A 16,724-nucleotide genomic window follows, 5' to 3' on the forward strand; every position below is an offset into this window, starting at 1 on the left:
AACAGGTCGCTATTTTACCGCAAACGACCTATATGTGTGCGCCTTTTGGTAATCAAACCATTGCCAAATATCATTATCATTCGTTTCCTAAATTAGCCAAAAAGTATAAGGCTTGGAGTGTTACAATTGCGTTTTTTTGCTTGTCGCTACTTATGATAAAAAGATTCCCTTTGGGTTCAGCTTGGATGATTATTGCGGCATTCTTATTTGCCATGATGAGCATTTTGGTCAAAAATGCCGCGACTCACTTGCACATGAATGAATATGAGTTGGCCTTTTGGCGCTCCTTGCTACCTGCTCTGGCTATTTTTGGCGCGACACTTGTGCGCAAACAAACCCTTAAGACGCCATTTTTTTGGAGTCATATGCAGCGTAGCTTGGCAGGCACAATGGCATTGTTATTGGCGTTTTATGGCTTAAGCCATTTACCACTAGCAACGTCTGTGACGCTGAACTATACCTCTGTCGTTTTTATTGCCTTACTATCCATCTTTTGGCTCAAAGAAAAACCGCCGTTAAAAACGTGGATCGCTCTGCTGATGGGGCTGGGTGGTATTTGCCTGATGTTACAACCGGCCTTCGCCACCGATAGGTTATTGGATACTTTGATTACTTTAAGTGGCGGTATTTTTACAGCTTTTGCGCTGCTGCAAGTGCGAGAATTATCCCTAAGGGGAGAACCTGCGTGGCGGATTGTGTTTTACTTTTCGGCAGTGGCGACCGTTGTTTCAGCCATAGCGGCAACCTGGTTTGGTTGGAGTCGTTTGACGAGCGAGAGTTTACCTTACATCTTAGGCATTGGTGTGACGGGATTGCTCGCGCAACTGGCGATGACTCATGCTTATCACGTGGGGCAAAAATTCACGGTCGCTGCATTATCATATTTAACGGTCGTGTTTTCGGCAATTTATGGCGTCATTTTTGTAGGCGAAAGGATTGGCTGGTTAGAGATTTTAGGGATTGTGGCGGTCATTTTGGCAGGGATTGTTAGCAGCGTGCCTGACCGAAAAACAGTTAGACGCTAGCTTGCCGCTTGCGATACGGATGAATCACTGGTGAACCTTGATGACTTGTCAGAATCTCAATATCCACGTGATACACTTGGCGTAAAATCTCGGGTTGCAATACGGCTTTAGGCGTACCTTGAGCTTGAATTTTACCATCAGATAATAACATGACTTCATCCGAAAATTGAGCGGCTAGGCTCAAATCATGCAAGACCATGATGCAAATCAGCTGATGTTGCCTAGTGTAATGCCTAACTTTGTCCAATAGGTTAATTTGATGGGCCATGTCAAGTGCTGAGACTGGTTCATCCAGTAGTAAAATCTTAGGACGACGAAGTAAGGCTTGGGCAAACATAGCCAGCTGCCGCTGTCCGCCACTCAATAAGCGGATAGGACGATGTGCCAAATGGGAAATATTCAGCTCTTCTAATAATTCTACTGCTTCGTGTAATAGTTCATCACTGATATGACGGGTCAAGGCATCCATACGGCCGAGTAGCACCACTTCAAGGGTATTAAGCTCGGCGTCAGTGTGGCTGTCTTGCGGCATATAAGCAATTGGTTTTCGCCATGCGTTCAGATGGGCTTTTCTCTGTGCAGTGCCCTGATAAGAGACAGCGCCAGAAAATGCCAGCTCACCAAAAATCGCCTTGAGCAAGCTGGACTTACCCGCCCCGTTCGCACCCAAAATGGTATAAATGTTGCCCGCTTCAAACTGGGCATCAATGGCATGAGCAACGGTGAGCGAACCATATTGGATGTTTAAACAGTCAAGCTTGAGCATAGCGACTTCTTCTATCAAGTTTTCAAAAACCAATTAAGCAAACAAACTTTTAAACCAGTTAGTTAGCTTCGTGAACCATGACACATTTTCAGACGTCGTATTTTCAGACGCAATAGCTGTAGAATCAGCTTCGGTCGTTGCTGTCGATGCTGTGATATTGTCATTAGCAGTGTCATCACAAACGCTTGCCTTACAGCCTAATTGAATAAAAAATGTGCCTTTGGGCTGAATCGGTAGATATTTTTGGTGAAAGTCTGCATACGTTTTATTAGGGTCAACATCAGCAAAGGTCTCAGGATACAAGGCTTTTGCCATGAATTGCGCTGATGCCAAGTCTGACAGCGAGCGAGAAGCGACATGGTAAATACCGTATACACGGTTATCTTTCACTGCTGGCAAGTTCTCCCAACCATTACGGGTGGTGAAGCCTTTTAAGCGACGTTGGGCTTCTTCAACTGGGATATCAATCCCCATTGCCATAGCATCAGGCTGGTTCATGCCCACTTCAGTGCCTGAGATAATAATAACCTCAGGTTTACTTACCAAGACTTGTTCAGGATTAATGGGGCCCCAGTCTTCTACAAAGGGTCTGCTGATGTTATCACCGCCTACCGTATCGGCAATCGCGCCCCACATATTTTTACCAAAGGTAAAGCTATACTCTTGCGGACCTTTATCACCAAACTCGATGTAGATCTTAGGCTTGGCACTTTGAGCCGCTTTTACCCGTTTTTGGATGTCCGCGATGCCGTCAGCATATTCTTGGGCGGCTTGGTTGGCACGTTGCTCGGTACCCGCCAATTCACCAAAAATCTGGGTGCTTTTGGTGTGGTTTTGCACAGTCTGGTCATTGTAATCGACTACTACTACTGGGATGTTTGCTGCTTCAAAACGCGGCATTTCAGCCTTTAGCGTGTCATATTGCCATTTGGCTAATACCACCACGTCAGGCTTCATTGCCAAGGTTTTTTCAAAAGAAAACGTACCGGTATTCACGTTCCCGATATCGCCCATGCCATTTAGATTGGGTAGTTTTTGGTTGTATAGATTCCAGCTACCAGGATTAAATTTTTCCCAAAACTCTCGTGAAATACCGACCACTTGCTCGAAGTTTTCGGCCCCTGTGGCGGCAATATAGTCAGGATAATAAAACCCCAACACGACCCGCTTAGCAGGTACATCGACTTGTACGTCACGCCCTAGCACATCATTGATGGTTTTGACTTCTGCTTGAGCGGTTAAAGCTGTTAACATCAAGCTTAACGCCATTGTCCCACGAATCCAGTTTTTCACCGCTTACTCCAAATAATCCAAAATAGAAAAGGCACACCCACAAACGACGTGACAATCCCAACCGGAAACAAGGCTCCTGGGATAATCACTTTTGATAATACTGATGAAAATGATAAAAACGCTGCGCCAGCGAGCATGGTTGCAGGCAAAAAGTAGCGTTGGTCTTCACCAACGAGCAGCCTTGCGACATGCGGCGCAACCAAACCAATAAAGCCAATTACCCCAACAAAACTAATCGCTGTTGCTGTCATCATAGCCACTAAAATCAAGGTTTTGATGCGTAAACGAGTCAGATTAACACCAAGTGCTGACGCTCTCTCTTCACCTAGTCTTAGCGCTGTTAATTGCCAACTGTCTCGCATGAGTAATAGGATACAAATACTACTTACGACGGCGACCACCGTCACATTTGTCCAAGTGGATTTGGTTAAACTACCAAATAGCCAAAACAAAATCTGCTGTGAGACTTCAGATGAGGCGGTGAATTGTACCAAGGACAGTAGCGACTGAAAGATAAATAGCAGGGCAATGCCTACTAATATCAAAGTAGAGGCGGCAAACTGTTGCAATGAGGCAAACAAAAACAGCACCGCAGAGGCGAGCATGGTCATCGAAAATGCCCCGATAGGCACGGCATATTGCAGTGGCAAACCGAAACTACCAAACGCAATGACCAGTGAAGCTCCAAACCCTGCCGCCGCCGCAAGTCCTAGCGTATAAGGGCTTGCCATTGGGTTATTGAGTAACGTCTGCATCTCAGCACCACCGGCACCGAGCGACGCTCCCACTAGCAAAGCCATGAACGCAATAGGCAACCGCAGATCATAAACAATGGTATGTGATGTATCATCTAAGCTGTCTAGCTGTAATAAAGATCTAACGACGTCCCCCATCGGTAGCATTGAAGGCCCTGTCATCACATCAAGTACTAAACCCACTAAACACGCCGCTGCAAGTGCCAATAATACCAATCGGCGTTTTGATTCTATGCGACGTTGTTGTCGAATGATTTGTTCGCTGACGGATTGGGTCATTTTTTATCTCAATTACAAAGGCAGACTTAAACTACCTTTTATCTTAAAAGATGAGAATTATAGTGTTAATGAGGGACATTCGCAATTAATAGTCTTATCTTTCTCACTATTAACCCGTTGTAATTACATAACAGTAATTTGCCATTCTGATGCAGGATTTGGTTTTACATAGTTAAAGCGCACTCGATAAGCAGCAGTATCGCCTTCATTCATTTTAAAATATGAACCCTCAAATTCTTGTATACAACCTGACTCTAGATCAACCATCTACTTACTAAAATTTTAACCATAAAAAAAGCCCAACAAAGTTAGGCTTTTATAATAAAGGTATCCGTCTATCAGTTACAAGCTATCTATGCTAAACGACATTTTTCAGCAAATCAGGCATATTGCGATTACAGTCGCACGCGCGAGCCGTTAACCAGCAAGCGATAAGAGATAACATAAAATATCGCACAGAATACGAAGATGGCGATCATTGAATACCATACATTGACATCAGAGTAGCCAAGGATACCGTAACGGAATGCGTTAACCATATAAACAATAGGGTTCAACAATGAGATATTTTGCCAAAATGGTGACAGGTTTTCCATCGAGTAAAACACACCGCCCAAATACGTCAGAGGTGTCAATACAAAGCTTGGAATGATAGAAATATCATCAAATGACCGGGCAAATACCGCATTAATAAAGCCACCTAACGAAAACAAGATAGACGTGCCAAGAACGGTAAATATCGTTACAAATAAATGCTCAATACCCAGCTCTGTAAAAAATAGCGCCACTATCGAGACAATGATAGCAATTGCCAATCCACGGAAAATACCACCACTGACATACCCCATCAAAATAGCGTGTTTAGAGACAGGCGATACCAAAAGCTCTTCAATACTGGATGTGAATTTGGCACTAAAAAAGCTCGATACCACGTTAGAATAACTGTTGGTGATGATCGACATCATGATCAAACCGGGCACAATAAACTGCATGTAGGGCACTCCGCCCATCTCACCCACACGCGAACCGATCATTTTACCGAAGATCACAAAATACAGGCTCATGGTGATAACAGGCGGCAGTAAAGTCTGTGGCCAAATACGCAAAATCCGGCGAATCTCTTTTAGCCAGATGGTACGAAAAGCGATCCACTTCTTACTCCACGACATGGTTTTATTATGATCCATCATTTGCTGACTCATAATCCCGCCTCCTTCATACTGTCTGTACTTTGAATGTTTTTGTCTACTAAGCGCATAAATAGCTCTTCTAATCGATTGGCTTTGTTGCGCATACTCGCCACCGTGACGCCTTGCTCAGACAGTTGATTAAAGACCCTATTTAGCGACTCACCTTCTGTCAAAGTCACTTCAAGCGTCTGGTCATCGGGCTGGGACACACCTGTTACCCCAGTCAAAGCCAACTGACCGACAAATGGTGTATTCAAATCAAAGACAAAGGTCTCAACCGACAGCTGCGACAATAAGTCCTTCATCTCTGTATTGATACGAATCTCGCCATGATCCAAGATCGCAATGCGCTTGCACAGCTGCTCGGCCTCTTCAAGATAATGCGTGGTCAAAATAATCGTAGTGTTTTCTTCAATATTAATCTGCTGCATAAACTCCCACATAGAGCGGCGCAGCTCAATATCAACCCCAGCTGTTGGCTCATCCAGAATTAACAGCTTTGGCTTATGAATGAGGGCACGCGCAATCATCAAACGGCGTTTCATACCGCCTGATAGCTCACGCGCCTTACTGTTACGCTTATCCCACAGTCCGAGTGCTGTCAGCAATCTCTTCGCTCGCGGACGTGCTTCTTTGGCAGGAATACCAAAATAACCGGCTTGCGTGATTAAGATATCTTCAACTTTTTCGAACATATTGAAATTAAATTCTTGTGGCACAATTCCTAAGTACTGCTTAGCAATGGAAGGGTTTTCTAATAGGTCGGTGCCAAAAATCTTTACGCTACCTGTAGTGGGCTGAAACAACGAGCTAATAATGCCAATCATCGTTGATTTACCAGCACCATTTGGTCCAAGTAATGCAAAAAATCCACCTTGCGGAACGGTTAAACTGACATCTTTGAGTGCCGAAAACCCATTGCTATAAGTTTTGGACAAATTCTTGATAGCAAGTGCTGGTACTTCAGACATGAATACCTCTTTATTTGTTATGAATGTGATAAAACGTTTATAGAATATCAGGGCGTGTTGAACATGCGACTATGACCATCTTAGCAACGGCCATTTATAACTATTCAACACGCCCTGATATCTAGAAGGAATAATCTTATGCCCTAAAGTGAGGCTGTCGTCTGCGAATTTCAACTGTAACGTATCAGAAGTACCACATTGATATTACTTATCACTAAAAAAAGCGCCTATCTCATTAAATGAAATAGGCGCTTTATAGATCTAGGTCGTGAAAGCTTAGTGATAGAATAATTAAAGACTAGCTTGCTTCACCAACCATATAATCTACCGCATTTTGGACTTCTTCATCAGGGATATCAGCACCACCTTTTGCAGGCATGGCATTGAAACCATTGATAGCATGCGTGTACAAGGTGTCTTTACCTTTTGCAATACGTGGTCCCCATGCACCAGCATCACCTAAGATTGGTGAACCAAGTAGACCTGCCGCATGACAAGTGTGACATACAGCATTGTATACTGCTTTACCATCACGTGGGCCATCGCCTGGCGCTGGTCCTGCTGCACGTGCAGTCACATCACACACTTCGTCTTCTTCAAAACAAACTTTGGCAACAGGCTGAATACGAGCGATCAAATTAGGATATAGCGCAATCAGCTTTTGTACCTGCGGTGTATCTTCCGGAATAGGTTCTTTTTCAGCAGCAGGCGCTGCAGCGGCTGTTTCTTCAGCAGCTTCGCCATCTACTTCTGTAGCTCCATCAGCAGGAGCAGCGCCGTCCACCTGCGCGGCACCATCTGTCGTAACAGCAGCGGCTTTAGGTTCGTCACCTAATTTTTCAGGAAGGTTCTCTACAACGTCCTGCCCTTCTGCTACATTAGCGACAGTTACAGCAGAAGTACCTGCAATATCTTCAGCTTGGCTCACCGCGATACTAGCGATTCCTAGAATGGCAGCTGCCGATAACATAACTACTTTTCTCATTCGTCACGTTCTCTTATTACGTATACAAAGGCCCACACGGCTCAGACATTCTGTCTGTCCTCCTTTGATGAGCGCTCGTCATCAATAGCAAACAGCCATCCCGCGTGTCAGCACACTTGTAATCGGTGATTATAAATATGAATTCTCCCTGACATTATAAGGGAAAAGGCAGGTAAATTGCCATGCCTGTTTAATGACTATCCTGTTTTTTCTCAAAAAACATCAATCACAGGCTTCATTCATTGGCTTTATGATTTTTATTTGTTAGACTAGGCCGTCTTTATTTTTCGACACCATAGCCGCTTATAACGCTCGTTTAAGCAGCGCGTTGACTAATATAGTACGTCCTGATTGTTGTTATCATGCGCTCGTAGCTCAGTTGGATAGAGTATCGGTCTCCGAAGCCGAGGGTCGTGGGTTCGATTCCCGCCGAGCGCACCATTTCCATAATTCCGCATTATCAATATCGTATTCTGCTTTGCTTTCAAACAATGCTGTTATCGGGTCTATCCCTATATATTGCGCCATCTTGATAACTATTGCATCATCTGGTGTTCTTCTTCCTGCCTTATAATCACATAATCTTCTGTAGTTGATTTTGAATCTTTCGCTCAGTTCTTTTTGACTACCTGCCTTTGTTTCTGCTTTTTCTATAATGTTCTTAAGCATTTTGCACCCCTTGTCAATATCCCAATTTTGGGATAATATCTGTTTGTGATTTGGGCTATATTTTTTTGCCTTTTAATGTCCCAATTTTGGGATAACCCAAATATGGGTATCATTTTTTGATTTTACACTATTCAGGGGTGTTCAAAATGAAATCTTTTGTATTGGAAGGCAATCGCAGAAGCGTTGAAGTAACTGTCCAAGTTGAGGACTATATCAAAGTTCATTCTTATGACGCTTCCAAAGAGGTTCATTTTCATTATTTTCTTGCTCGTTGTGATTATGAAAATCTAGCAGCTTTCACTTCTATTGATGACTTACTCAAATTTGCCAAAGCAAACCATATATTTAGGGATTACCCTAAAGCCTTTTGCCCCTGCCCTCCTGAAACTTCTCCATTGGATGAAGTGGGTGGGGGCATCCTTGCTCGTCATGCTTTATTAAAAGAATCTGTACCTGTCTGTGAATGTGGCTCTACATTTTATCGTGATGATTTAGGTTCATGTTATGACTGCTTTTTCCCTTCTGATGATCGAGGGGAGTAATACCAATGAATTTTTCCACAATGGTTGTTCTTGGTCTTTTGGCCTCTTTACTCTGTATTTTTATTGATTCTAATTTTTCATTTTAAATCGGATTAATCGTTATGAACTATCAGCCTTTCTATGACATGAATATTTTAGTCTCTGATCCAATGCTCCAAGCTCTACAAGAAAACAAAATCTATCTCATTTTTATCATTGCTCTTACTTTCTATCTATTCATGGCTTTGCATATTACGTTATTCGGTCTTTATAAAGTTATAAGACAACCAGTAAAAAGGCAGTACCCACAACACAATATTACTTAGGCTAAAAAGGTTTCACTATGCACTATTTCGCTAATAAAAAAGACTTTGAACAAGCTGCTATAGATTGGGTAGCTCGTCTCGTCTCTGAAAAAGCAAGTGAAACCATAGCTACTGGCAACGTAGCAGACATAGGACAACAAACATTAACCTATCTTGAATCAGTTGCTTTAACCAATGGCTTAACTTCATCAACCATTAACGTATATACAGACATTATTTCAGAACACAACCAAGAACTATTAAACATATTTGACCAATAGAAAAACGAATTATATCGGGGGGACGGAAGTTTCAAAACCCCCAATAGTAACACGGGGGTTACGGATGTCAGATTCACAAGCTCAACCAGACTTACGCACAATCTTGACGGAACAAGCAAAATCTCTTGGCCTTATTCATGACACTGCTGGCTATAGAGAAAAGATTAATCAAATTGCCTCTACACAACAATTATTAGTGAAAGACAAAAAAGGCAATGATCTATTAATTCCCGTCCGTATTCCTTGTGGCTCTGAACAAGTCATCGTTGACGCTTGTAACTTTGTTTTCGGTGTAGAAACGATTGGCGATTTTTATTCAAATATTTTTAACGATCCACAATTAACACGAGAAGAAAAAGAACCACACGCCCAAGAGTTTGCCTTTCATATTTCCGCACAATTAGCAGATATTTTTGGCAGTGACTTCTCAAATATTACTTATAACGGCTCTGGTCGTAACTTTTATGAATTTGCTTTCACGATTGGATACCATGACGCAAAGCTAGGTCATATCTGTTTCGGTGGTCAAAACAATACCATCCTAGTAATGATAACGGGTACGGGTTGCCAGTATGGAAACGAATATTGGGAATATAACCTATATAACTGGCTTAAGTATGACGCACACCGTTCCAAGCTCACACGTATTGATTACGCTCATGATGATTTTAACGGTGCTTATTCCTCGCCTGAAATAGCTGATGATGCTGATAGTCAGGGTATGTTTGCCCTTACCAATAATCTGCCTACTGTTCAGCATTTAGGTGACTGGAAACGTCATAAAGGCGCTGGTCGTACTCTCCAAATAGGCAAACGTGAGAACGGCAAGCTCTATCGAGGCTATGAAAAAGGTAAAAAGTTTGGCGATGCTGAAAGTCCGTGGTTTCGTAGTGAAGTTGAGTTCGGCTCTACTGGTCACTTGCTTGAATTAGAGATGCTTATTAGCCCTACACAATATTTTGCTGGTGCTTATCCGTACTGCTTGGAGCTTGTCGAGGCTGCTAATGGTGAAATATTTGAAAATGTCTCACGTATTCCGTCAGTACAAAAAGAATCTGAAATATCTGTCGATAAGTCTATTGCGATTTGGAAAACACAAGCTGGTCGTTATCTCGCCGTCTATCGTGAGTTGTTCGTGAAAAAAGATGATAAAGGCTGTTTAGTCCCTGATGACACAAAAATCTTAGATATGTTGGTCACTGATAAAGCTGATTATTATCCGCCACGTCTTAAAGTATGTGAGAAGTTTATAAAGAATCCGCCCACCTACGCACCATGGGCAGATCAACGCAGTCGGTGCGAGATACCTATTTAAGGATTATTACCATGTTTCAAGAAATGATTATTACTGGCGCTAAATCTTCATCTGGTGAATTTGAGGGTCGTTCTTATGACTCTACTAAGATTTATGTTCAAACAAAGATGAATGACCAAAGCGGTGAAATGGTTGGTTTTGCCACTAGCGAATATAGCTGGGGTGCTTCTAGTAATTTCAATAAGTTAAAAGATTTGGATTTCCCTATCAAAGCAAAAGTTGATATGGAGATTGTGACAAGTGGTAAGAATTCTAAGATGGTTGTTGTTGATGTTCAGCCTATTGTCGCATCTGTCACACCGAAAAATTAGTTAAGGAATTCTCATGTACGTTTGTCAAACTTTCGACGAAGCAAGTCAAGCGTATTTGGAATGTGTGCCCTATGACAATTATAGTTTTCTTTCTGAGTTAGCGATAACCAAAGAGCAGATGGTTGTTATAGGTCATGATGTTGGTGTTATTTTGTCTATCATCTTGGGTTTTGTCATGTTGTTTAAAGCCCTTAAATCAATGTAATGGAGTTTGTTATGTCTGAAAATAATACCCCTGCTGTTGTTGAGCAAAAGAAAAAGGTTAGTCCTGCGTCTTGGGTTGCCGTTGCTTCTGCTTTTGCTGTTACCGCTGCTATGCCTGTTGCTAGTAATGCTGCTTTGGCTGAGATTGGTGCTGACTTAACCGCAGAGCTTGATGCTGGTAAGTTGATTATTGTCGCTGTTATGACGCTTGGTGCTACGTTGCTTGCTATGTTTGCAGGTTATCGTTACATGAAGCGTGGTGCCAATAGCGCCTAAGTTTTTCTTATTTTTCCTTTGGGGTTGTGGGTTTTCTCACAGCCCTAATTTTTAGGAGTTTTTTATGTTTGCTGTTGTTGATGCCTCGTCTGATGCTTCTATCTTTTGGTGGATTCCTATTCTTCTTATCTTTTATGCCTTTTATGTTTTGATTGGGGTTTTCCGATGATTGAATATGTTACCCATGATGAAATGATTAGAGTTATTAACGCTCTTTTTCCTATTTTCTTTTTCATGTTCGTTGTTTGCTTTCTTGTCTTTATTCACATGGTTAGGGTTTTTATAGATAACGTTTCTTATTTCGTTGGTGTTCTCCGTTCTAAAAAACAATAAAAAGGTTTCTATTATGATTAAGCGTTTATTTGCCTTCTTATTGTCTTTTGTTCTTGTTTTTATCTCTGTACCGTCTTTCGCTGCTGATCCTAATGACTTTCGTAAGCCTAATCAATGGCAACGTGAGCGTATTATTAATGACTCTATTAATAAATCAACTGTACAAGTTGATGCTGCTAAAACATACCCTATTTCTACGCTTGGGGCTGATGGTAAGCCTATCAGCCGTACTGCCAAATCTACAATTAAGTTAGGTGCTAATGCTAACAGCGTTGGTAAGTCTCTTTTTAAACGTGCCCCTCAAATTGCTATCACTAACGCTCTTTTAATTTTGCTCGGTAAATCTGTTGATTGGGTTCTTGACCCCGAAAATAATGCTGTTAAGTATAAAGACGGTGGTGCCACTGGTTTGTCTTTAGAATGTACTGCGACGTTTGGTAATACTGTTCACACTAGCCCTCTTGCTGCTGTTCAAGCGTCTAATGCTGCGCCCAATCCGTATGGTTTTGTTGACATTGAAAAAGAAGGTTGGGGCTTGTCCAGTGAAGCTTGTCAAAATGTTGGTGATACTTGTTCTTATAAAGTTTTCTATCGTGGGAATTATGCTAGTTGTCTTGCTGTTGAGCCTTCCGATGCCCCTAGCTATATACCAATCGACCAAGTTGCTCAGCAAGTCATCAAAGATGCTGAAGCTGGTAACGCCCCTGCTTTGCAAGTAATGAATGATACAGCTCTCGACATGCTCGAAGCTGGTTTGTTAGATGCTGCGCTTGATGCGGCGTCTGATATCCCACAGCCCGACCCCGAAGAAATCCCCGACCCTACTACTAATCCTGAGCCTGACCCAAATCCTGAGCCTGACCCAAATCCCGAACCTTCTTGTCCTGCTGGTTACACCAAAGAGCCTTCAGGCACTTGTGTTAAGACTGAGCAAACAGGTATTGAATTTCCCGCATTTTGTGATTGGGCTTCTACCGTTTGTGAGTTTATGGATTGGTATCAGGAAGAACCTGATAATTCTGATACAGAGATTGATTTGCCCGAACCTGATACTGAAGATGTTGATACGGACATTAATTTTGGTGGTTCTTGTCCTGATGATCTTGCTTTTACCGCTGATTTCCGTATTTTTCAGTTTGAATTTGTCTTGATGCCTTTTTCTAAGTTTTGTCCTTTGCTTGATACATACATAAAGCCTGTGCTTGTTGTTTTAGGCTCTTATATGGCTATTTTGATTGTTGGAGGTCGCAGAGATGTTTAGCGGTTTTGCAGGTCTTTTAAAGTCTGTTAACAAGGGTTGGCTTAAAGATGTTCTATCGGGTGCAGGTCTTACGCTAGCTACTGCTGGCGCATCTATGATTCTTTTTTCACAGATGTTGAATATCTTTAAAAACAATCTTGGTGGTATTCCTGTCGATATTTTATCTCTTGCCCATATTGCAGGTTTTGACCTCTTTTTTAGTTTGATTTTCGGTGCATATGTTACACGTATGACGCTCAACTCAGGAAACCTAGTGTTGAGAGGAAAATAAGCAGCTGCGTTACGTGTGAGGAGGAGGCGACGACGACGAGCACTAAGCAGCGCGTATCATAGGATTTAGTCATGTTAGAATTAATTACAGGCACACCAGGCGCTAAAAAAACCGTATTCACAGTTTCAAAGCTTGATAAAGCGGAGCGTGATAATCAGGTTAATTTGTTGAAAAACATTACCTTGTATAAGCAGAATTTACCACTTGTTGATAAATTCCGTTCTGATTTTGGTTATCGTGAGTTTGAGGTTGGCGGTGCTCATACGTTAAAGCGTGAGATTGAGGTTTTGCCTGACGACTATTTTGATTTTCTTCTCGAGGATTTTGACGACTTACGCCCTGATTTTTATTATCAACGTGCCTCTTATTTTAATGAGATTATTGAACGTATTAACGAACGTGAAGGTGAGCAGAAGTTTAAGTTTATTCTTCCTGTCCGTACCATCTATTCCAACATTAACGCCCTTAAAACTCCCTTTGTTCGTTCCTTGTCCGAATTGATTGATGAAAACGGTTTTGTTGATTGGCGCAAAGCACCTGACGGCTCTATTATCGTTATTGACGAAGTGCAGTTAGTTCCGCCTTTTGACCAAGTTAAAAATAGGAATGAGCCTATCATTCAAGATTTAACGATCCATAGGCATCGTGGTTTTGATTTTAAGTTCATTACTCAGTACCCCAGCCTTTTACACCCCACGATTAAAGACCTTATCGGTGTTCATTTTCACTTGACTGTGCCTTATGGTGTAAAGACCCGTGTTTATCAGTTTGGTTCTACTCGTGCCTATCCCAATACAATGGCGAACAAGTTTAATTGTGAGACGAAGTTTTATTTTTCTCCGCCTGATCGTTTGTTTAAGCTCTATAAATCTACCACGATTGACACCCACAAAAAGCGTATTCCGTATAAGCAGTTATTTGGTTTTGGTATTTTGATTTTGCTTGGCATTACTATTTTTATTACGTCCCTTATGGGTGGTTCTAAGTCTGCCATGTTTGGTGGTGATGAAAAGAAAGCGTCTGCGCTTGCTGCTGTTGATGTTATCGATAACCCTATGAAAAATAGTAGTATCCAGGGCACTTCTGATTCTTCTCCTAAGCCTTCCGATTCTATCTTGCCTGATGCTTTGACGCCTGATTCCTCTGACGGTGTTTTTGATCCTTTAAGCGGTGGTTACATCAAAGATGTTAACCTCGTGCCTGTGTCGGGTATGCAATTCGCTGGTCGTTGTTCTTTGTACAATTCCAATGGTGCTTTGCTTCTTCATATTTCCTATGATGATTGTGTTCGGTATTTGTCGGAAAAAGGTATGTTGCCCAAAGTCGGTAATTCTATCTCTGTTGCCTCACCTCCCGTTGCTACTGCACCAAAACCTACCCCTTCTTAATGCTTCTTTTTCCACAGTTAACCTCTTTTTCTATAGAGCAGTCATAGTTCTTGAAGTGTAGCCGTAGCGCGCAAAACATCTTTTCGTTTTGGGCAAGCGTTAGGCATTAGTTGATTCTTCAATACTCTAGAACCTTATTCATTTTATTAAGGTTTTTTATGTTCACTTTATTATCGCAAGTCATTGAGTATTATCAGGACTATCATTTAACAGACAATAAGTATCAGTATAGAGCGGATAACCTCCGCTTTTTTGATGCCTATCGTTTGAAGGATTTGAGAAAAAAAGACGTTAAGCAGTATGCGCAGTTAAGGCGCGCTCATGTCTCCAATGCCACCATCAATCGTGAGTGTTCGTTTGCTCGTGCTGCGATTAACAGGGTCAATGAGGACTATGAATTGAAAATTAATAATCCGTTTGAGAATGTGAAGTTTGTCGAAGATGATTACATCGCTAATTATCTGAATAGATCACAGTATGAAAGGTTGCTCAAGTCTGCCTTGGATACTGGCAATAATGATTTGCATGATTTTATCGTTTTGTTGACCATGACAGGCTGTAGGCCTATAGAGTTGTTGACGCTCAAATGGTCGAACGTTCATTTGGACAAAATGCAGTTTGTTGTTAGGAATTACTATAGTAAATCTAAGCGTACTATGTATAAGTATTTGAACAATACCGCCTTGATCTTGCTATTGGAGAGACAAGCGCAAGCGATAGGCGATTACGTTTTCACTAATCACAGGACTGGTGATAGGGTAAAAAGTTATAGTAAGGGTTTTCAGCTATGCAAAAAAAGGGCTGGGGTAAATTGTACTATGTATGATTTGCGCCATACCTATGCGTCATGGCTTGTTCAGAATGGTGTAGGAATATATACTGTCAAAGATTTGTTGGGTCATGGCGATATTGAAAGTACAATGCGTTATGCTCACCTTGATTACTCGCATTTAGTGAATGCCGTTGACTTAATAGATTAGGTTTCTTTATGGAATATGTTAATTTTGAAAGGCTAGAAGAAATAAAGTATTTCCTTAAGTTTTTTCTGTTTTTCTTAACTGTTCCTGCTGTTGCTTGGTGGTGCGGTCTAGTTGTTAGATTATGTACTCCTAAAGATGATGAGGATAATTGTTGTCCTCATTGTCATATCCATATAGATGATGAACCTGACCCACAACCTACCCACGTTCCTAGACCTGACCCAATGCCTCCTTCTGGTGGTATGGCAGTTCCACCGATGAAAATCCCTTCAAAAGAACGCGAATACGATTATTTAGACCGAAAATAATGTAAAGTATTGTAACAAGATATTTTATATTTACAGTCTCCGAAGCCGAGGGTCGTGGGTTCGATTCCCGCCGAGCGCACCAATCATTGTATTTACCCCTTTCCTAGCATTATTTCTAACGCCTTCTACAACCATCGTATTCACTTTTCACAAGTTAACCAAATTGAAAAGCAGATAACTGCGTTTTGAGCACTTGCTGAGAATACACTTTACAACCTTTATCGTTCTCTGCGGCGCCTGCTGCGATCATTAGCGGGAGCAAATGCTCCTCTTCGCCCAACTTGTGAGCATCCAAAGCATGAGGCGCTTGTGCCCAATTAGAGAGCGCTGTGAATCGCTCACTTGGATCAGCTTCGACCGCTTTGGTCAACCACTCATCAAACTGCTCTGAAGGCGCGGTAAAGTTTGCATCCCCATAGCCGCGCATATTATGAAAACTCATGCCGCTCCCAATGATCAATACGCCCTCGCGGCGTAAAGTGGCAAGCGCCTTGCCTGCCATCAGATGTGTTTTAGGATCAAGATCATGGCGCAATGACAGCTGTATGACTGGAATGTCTGCATTGGGGAACATCACTTTTAGTGGGATAAATGCACCATGATCAAATCCCCTGACAGTGTCCTGCTCATTGTCTAAACCTGCGTCACTAAGCAGCTGACTGACTCGTTCAGCCAATGCAGGCTCGCCTGAGGCTGGATAAGTCAGCTCATAAGTATGCTCAGGAAACCCATAATAATCATAAATCAGATCTGGCCGCTTGCCAGCAGTAATGCTAAATGTCGAGGTTTGCCAATGTCCGCTGATGATTAAAATAGCGCTGGGCTGCTCTGGCAAACGAGTTGGGATACTTTTTAAAAATTCAGCCATTTCGGTCCAAGTGTCGGCAGGCTGCCAATCCATAAAAAAGCAAGGCCCGCCGCCATGAGGAATAAAGAACACAGGCTGCGTGATTGACGTTGATTCAAGACTCATAAGCTTCTACCTTGTTATTTATGATGGGGCGGCCGATAAAATAACGATAAATACAGATATGACA

At 42.1% G+C, this 16,724-nt stretch carries 19 protein-coding genes and 1 tRNA gene; 13 read left to right on the forward strand and 7 right to left on the reverse strand.

The genetic code is table 11. The annotated features are described in order from the left end of the window. Positions 1 to 152 precede the first annotated feature (152 nt). Positions 153 to 1,025 carry a DMT family transporter gene (locus ACT3TH_RS10320; RefSeq protein WP_444755746.1) on the forward strand — a complete coding sequence of 291 codons (873 nt, stop codon included), beginning with the start codon at positions 153 to 155 and terminating at the stop codon, positions 1,023 to 1,025. Here ACT3TH_RS10320 and ACT3TH_RS10325 read toward each other — a convergent pair. From ACT3TH_RS10325 to ACT3TH_RS10350, 6 genes are all read right to left on the reverse strand, one after another. After that, a complete protein-coding gene (locus ACT3TH_RS10325; RefSeq protein ID WP_444755747.1) occupies positions 1,015 to 1,791 on the reverse strand; it encodes an ABC transporter ATP-binding protein in 777 nt (258 codons plus the stop codon). The genes ACT3TH_RS10320 and ACT3TH_RS10325 overlap by 11 nt on opposite strands. A gap of 33 nt (positions 1,792 to 1,824) precedes the next feature. Then, entirely contained in the window at positions 1,825 to 3,084 is a 1,260-nt protein-coding gene (locus tag ACT3TH_RS10330) for an ABC transporter substrate-binding protein (protein WP_444755748.1), read from the reverse strand. Next, complete coding sequence (locus ACT3TH_RS10335) at positions 3,081 to 4,118, reverse strand: FecCD family ABC transporter permease (protein WP_444755749.1); 1,038 nt, start codon at positions 4,116 to 4,118, stop codon at positions 3,081 to 3,083. Before ACT3TH_RS10335 ends, ACT3TH_RS10330 begins: the two co-directional genes overlap by 4 nt. Before the next feature lie 395 nt (positions 4,119 to 4,513). After that, positions 4,514 to 5,287, reverse strand: a complete 774-nt coding sequence (locus tag ACT3TH_RS10340) for an ABC transporter permease (RefSeq protein ID WP_444755801.1) — start codon at positions 5,285 to 5,287, stop codon at positions 4,514 to 4,516. Positions 5,288 to 5,316: 29 nt separating this feature from the next. Further along, a complete protein-coding gene (locus tag ACT3TH_RS10345) occupies positions 5,317 to 6,279 on the reverse strand; it encodes an ABC transporter ATP-binding protein (RefSeq protein ID WP_444755750.1) in 963 nt (320 codons plus the stop codon). A gap of 298 nt (positions 6,280 to 6,577) precedes the next feature. After that, positions 6,578 to 7,264, reverse strand: coding sequence for a c-type cytochrome (locus ACT3TH_RS10350; protein WP_444755751.1), 687 nt, complete (start codon positions 7,262 to 7,264; stop codon positions 6,578 to 6,580). Between the two features lie 364 nt (positions 7,265 to 7,628). Between ACT3TH_RS10350 and ACT3TH_RS10355 the strand changes: the two genes are divergently transcribed. The 12 genes from ACT3TH_RS10355 (at position 7,629) to ACT3TH_RS10410 (ending at position 15,687) form a co-directional block, all read left to right on the forward strand. Continuing rightward, positions 7,629 to 7,705: transfer RNA gene (locus tag ACT3TH_RS10355), tRNA-Arg, on the forward strand. 374 nt (positions 7,706 to 8,079) lie between these two features. Beyond that, positions 8,080 to 8,475, forward strand: coding sequence for a hypothetical protein (locus ACT3TH_RS10360; RefSeq protein ID WP_444755752.1), 396 nt, complete (start codon positions 8,080 to 8,082; stop codon positions 8,473 to 8,475). A gap of 322 nt (positions 8,476 to 8,797) precedes the next feature. Continuing rightward, on the forward strand, positions 8,798 to 9,040 hold the full coding sequence (locus tag ACT3TH_RS10365) for a hypothetical protein (protein WP_444755753.1): 243 nt from the start codon (positions 8,798 to 8,800) through the stop codon (positions 9,038 to 9,040). A 64-nt stretch (positions 9,041 to 9,104) separates the two neighbouring features. After that, a complete protein-coding gene (locus ACT3TH_RS10370) occupies positions 9,105 to 10,355 on the forward strand; it encodes a replication initiation factor domain-containing protein (RefSeq protein WP_444755754.1) in 1,251 nt (416 codons plus the stop codon). A gap of 11 nt (positions 10,356 to 10,366) precedes the next feature. Continuing rightward, positions 10,367 to 10,666 (forward strand): hypothetical protein, encoded by a 300-nt coding sequence (locus tag ACT3TH_RS10375; RefSeq protein WP_444755755.1) that lies wholly within the window; start codon positions 10,367 to 10,369, stop codon positions 10,664 to 10,666. 13 nt (positions 10,667 to 10,679) lie between these two features. Next, positions 10,680 to 10,871 carry a hypothetical protein gene (locus ACT3TH_RS10380; RefSeq protein WP_444755756.1) on the forward strand — a complete coding sequence of 64 codons (192 nt, stop codon included), beginning with the start codon at positions 10,680 to 10,682 and terminating at the stop codon, positions 10,869 to 10,871. An 11-nt stretch (positions 10,872 to 10,882) separates the two neighbouring features. Then, on the forward strand, positions 10,883 to 11,146 hold the full coding sequence (locus ACT3TH_RS10385; RefSeq protein WP_444755757.1) for a hypothetical protein: 264 nt from the start codon (positions 10,883 to 10,885) through the stop codon (positions 11,144 to 11,146). A 346-nt stretch (positions 11,147 to 11,492) separates the two neighbouring features. Further along, complete coding sequence (locus tag ACT3TH_RS10390; protein WP_444755758.1) at positions 11,493 to 12,740, forward strand: hypothetical protein; 1,248 nt, start codon at positions 11,493 to 11,495, stop codon at positions 12,738 to 12,740. Then, entirely contained in the window at positions 12,733 to 13,011 is a 279-nt protein-coding gene (locus ACT3TH_RS10395) for a DUF2523 family protein (RefSeq protein WP_444755759.1), read from the forward strand. The genes ACT3TH_RS10390 and ACT3TH_RS10395 overlap by 8 nt, the downstream gene beginning before the upstream one ends. A gap of 71 nt (positions 13,012 to 13,082) precedes the next feature. Beyond that, positions 13,083 to 14,399, forward strand: a complete 1,317-nt coding sequence (locus tag ACT3TH_RS10400; RefSeq protein ID WP_444755760.1) for a zonular occludens toxin domain-containing protein — start codon at positions 13,083 to 13,085, stop codon at positions 14,397 to 14,399. 158 nt (positions 14,400 to 14,557) lie between these two features. After that, the gene (locus ACT3TH_RS10405; protein ID WP_444755761.1) at positions 14,558 to 15,379 is read left to right on the forward strand and encodes a tyrosine-type recombinase/integrase; all 822 of its coding nucleotides are present in this window, start codon (positions 14,558 to 14,560) and stop codon (positions 15,377 to 15,379) included. 8 nt (positions 15,380 to 15,387) lie between these two features. Then, positions 15,388 to 15,687: a hypothetical protein gene (locus tag ACT3TH_RS10410; RefSeq protein WP_444755762.1), complete on the forward strand. Its 300-nt coding sequence runs from the start codon at positions 15,388 to 15,390 to the stop codon at positions 15,685 to 15,687. 154 nt (positions 15,688 to 15,841) lie between these two features. Here the strand turns inward: ACT3TH_RS10410 and ACT3TH_RS10415 are convergent, their stop codons facing one another. Beyond that, positions 15,842 to 16,660 (reverse strand): DODA-type extradiol aromatic ring-opening family dioxygenase, encoded by an 819-nt coding sequence (locus tag ACT3TH_RS10415; RefSeq protein ID WP_444755763.1) that lies wholly within the window; start codon positions 16,658 to 16,660, stop codon positions 15,842 to 15,844. Between the last annotated feature and the right edge of the window lie 64 nt (positions 16,661 to 16,724).

The sequence above is a fragment of the Psychrobacter sp. AOP22-C1-C5 genome, assembly GCF_052378885.1.
Taxonomy (GTDB): Bacteria; Pseudomonadota; Gammaproteobacteria; order Pseudomonadales; family Moraxellaceae; genus Psychrobacter.

Coding starts and splice junctions, on each gene's coding strand:
- ACT3TH_RS10320 (WP_444755746.1), top strand. CDS start 153: ATGATAAAAAGATTCCCTTTGGGTTCAGCTTGGATGATTATTGCGGCA.
- ACT3TH_RS10390 (WP_444755758.1), top strand. CDS start 11,493: ATGATTAAGCGTTTATTTGCCTTCTTATTGTCTTTTGTTCTTGTTTTT.
- ACT3TH_RS10345 (WP_444755750.1), bottom strand. CDS start 6,279: ATGTCTGAAGTACCAGCACTTGCTATCAAGAATTTGTCCAAAACTTAT.
- ACT3TH_RS10380 (WP_444755756.1), top strand. CDS start 10,680: ATGTACGTTTGTCAAACTTTCGACGAAGCAAGTCAAGCGTATTTGGAA.
- ACT3TH_RS10375 (WP_444755755.1), top strand. CDS start 10,367: ATGTTTCAAGAAATGATTATTACTGGCGCTAAATCTTCATCTGGTGAA.
- ACT3TH_RS10335 (WP_444755749.1), bottom strand. CDS start 4,118: ATGACCCAATCCGTCAGCGAACAAATCATTCGACAACAACGTCGCATA.
- ACT3TH_RS10415 (WP_444755763.1), bottom strand. CDS start 16,660: ATGAGTCTTGAATCAACGTCAATCACGCAGCCTGTGTTCTTTATTCCT.
- ACT3TH_RS10350 (WP_444755751.1), bottom strand. CDS start 7,264: ATGAGAAAAGTAGTTATGTTATCGGCAGCTGCCATTCTAGGAATCGCT.
- ACT3TH_RS10325 (WP_444755747.1), bottom strand. CDS start 1,791: ATGCTCAAGCTTGACTGTTTAAACATCCAATATGGTTCGCTCACCGTT.
- ACT3TH_RS10360 (WP_444755752.1), top strand. CDS start 8,080: ATGAAATCTTTTGTATTGGAAGGCAATCGCAGAAGCGTTGAAGTAACT.
- ACT3TH_RS10385 (WP_444755757.1), top strand. CDS start 10,883: ATGTCTGAAAATAATACCCCTGCTGTTGTTGAGCAAAAGAAAAAGGTT.
- ACT3TH_RS10340 (WP_444755801.1), bottom strand. CDS start 5,287: ATGTCGTGGAGTAAGAAGTGGATCGCTTTTCGTACCATCTGGCTAAAA.
- ACT3TH_RS10395 (WP_444755759.1), top strand. CDS start 12,733: ATGTTTAGCGGTTTTGCAGGTCTTTTAAAGTCTGTTAACAAGGGTTGG.
- ACT3TH_RS10370 (WP_444755754.1), top strand. CDS start 9,105: ATGTCAGATTCACAAGCTCAACCAGACTTACGCACAATCTTGACGGAA.
- ACT3TH_RS10410 (WP_444755762.1), top strand. CDS start 15,388: ATGGAATATGTTAATTTTGAAAGGCTAGAAGAAATAAAGTATTTCCTT.
- ACT3TH_RS10405 (WP_444755761.1), top strand. CDS start 14,558: ATGTTCACTTTATTATCGCAAGTCATTGAGTATTATCAGGACTATCAT.
- ACT3TH_RS10400 (WP_444755760.1), top strand. CDS start 13,083: ATGTTAGAATTAATTACAGGCACACCAGGCGCTAAAAAAACCGTATTC.
- ACT3TH_RS10365 (WP_444755753.1), top strand. CDS start 8,798: ATGCACTATTTCGCTAATAAAAAAGACTTTGAACAAGCTGCTATAGAT.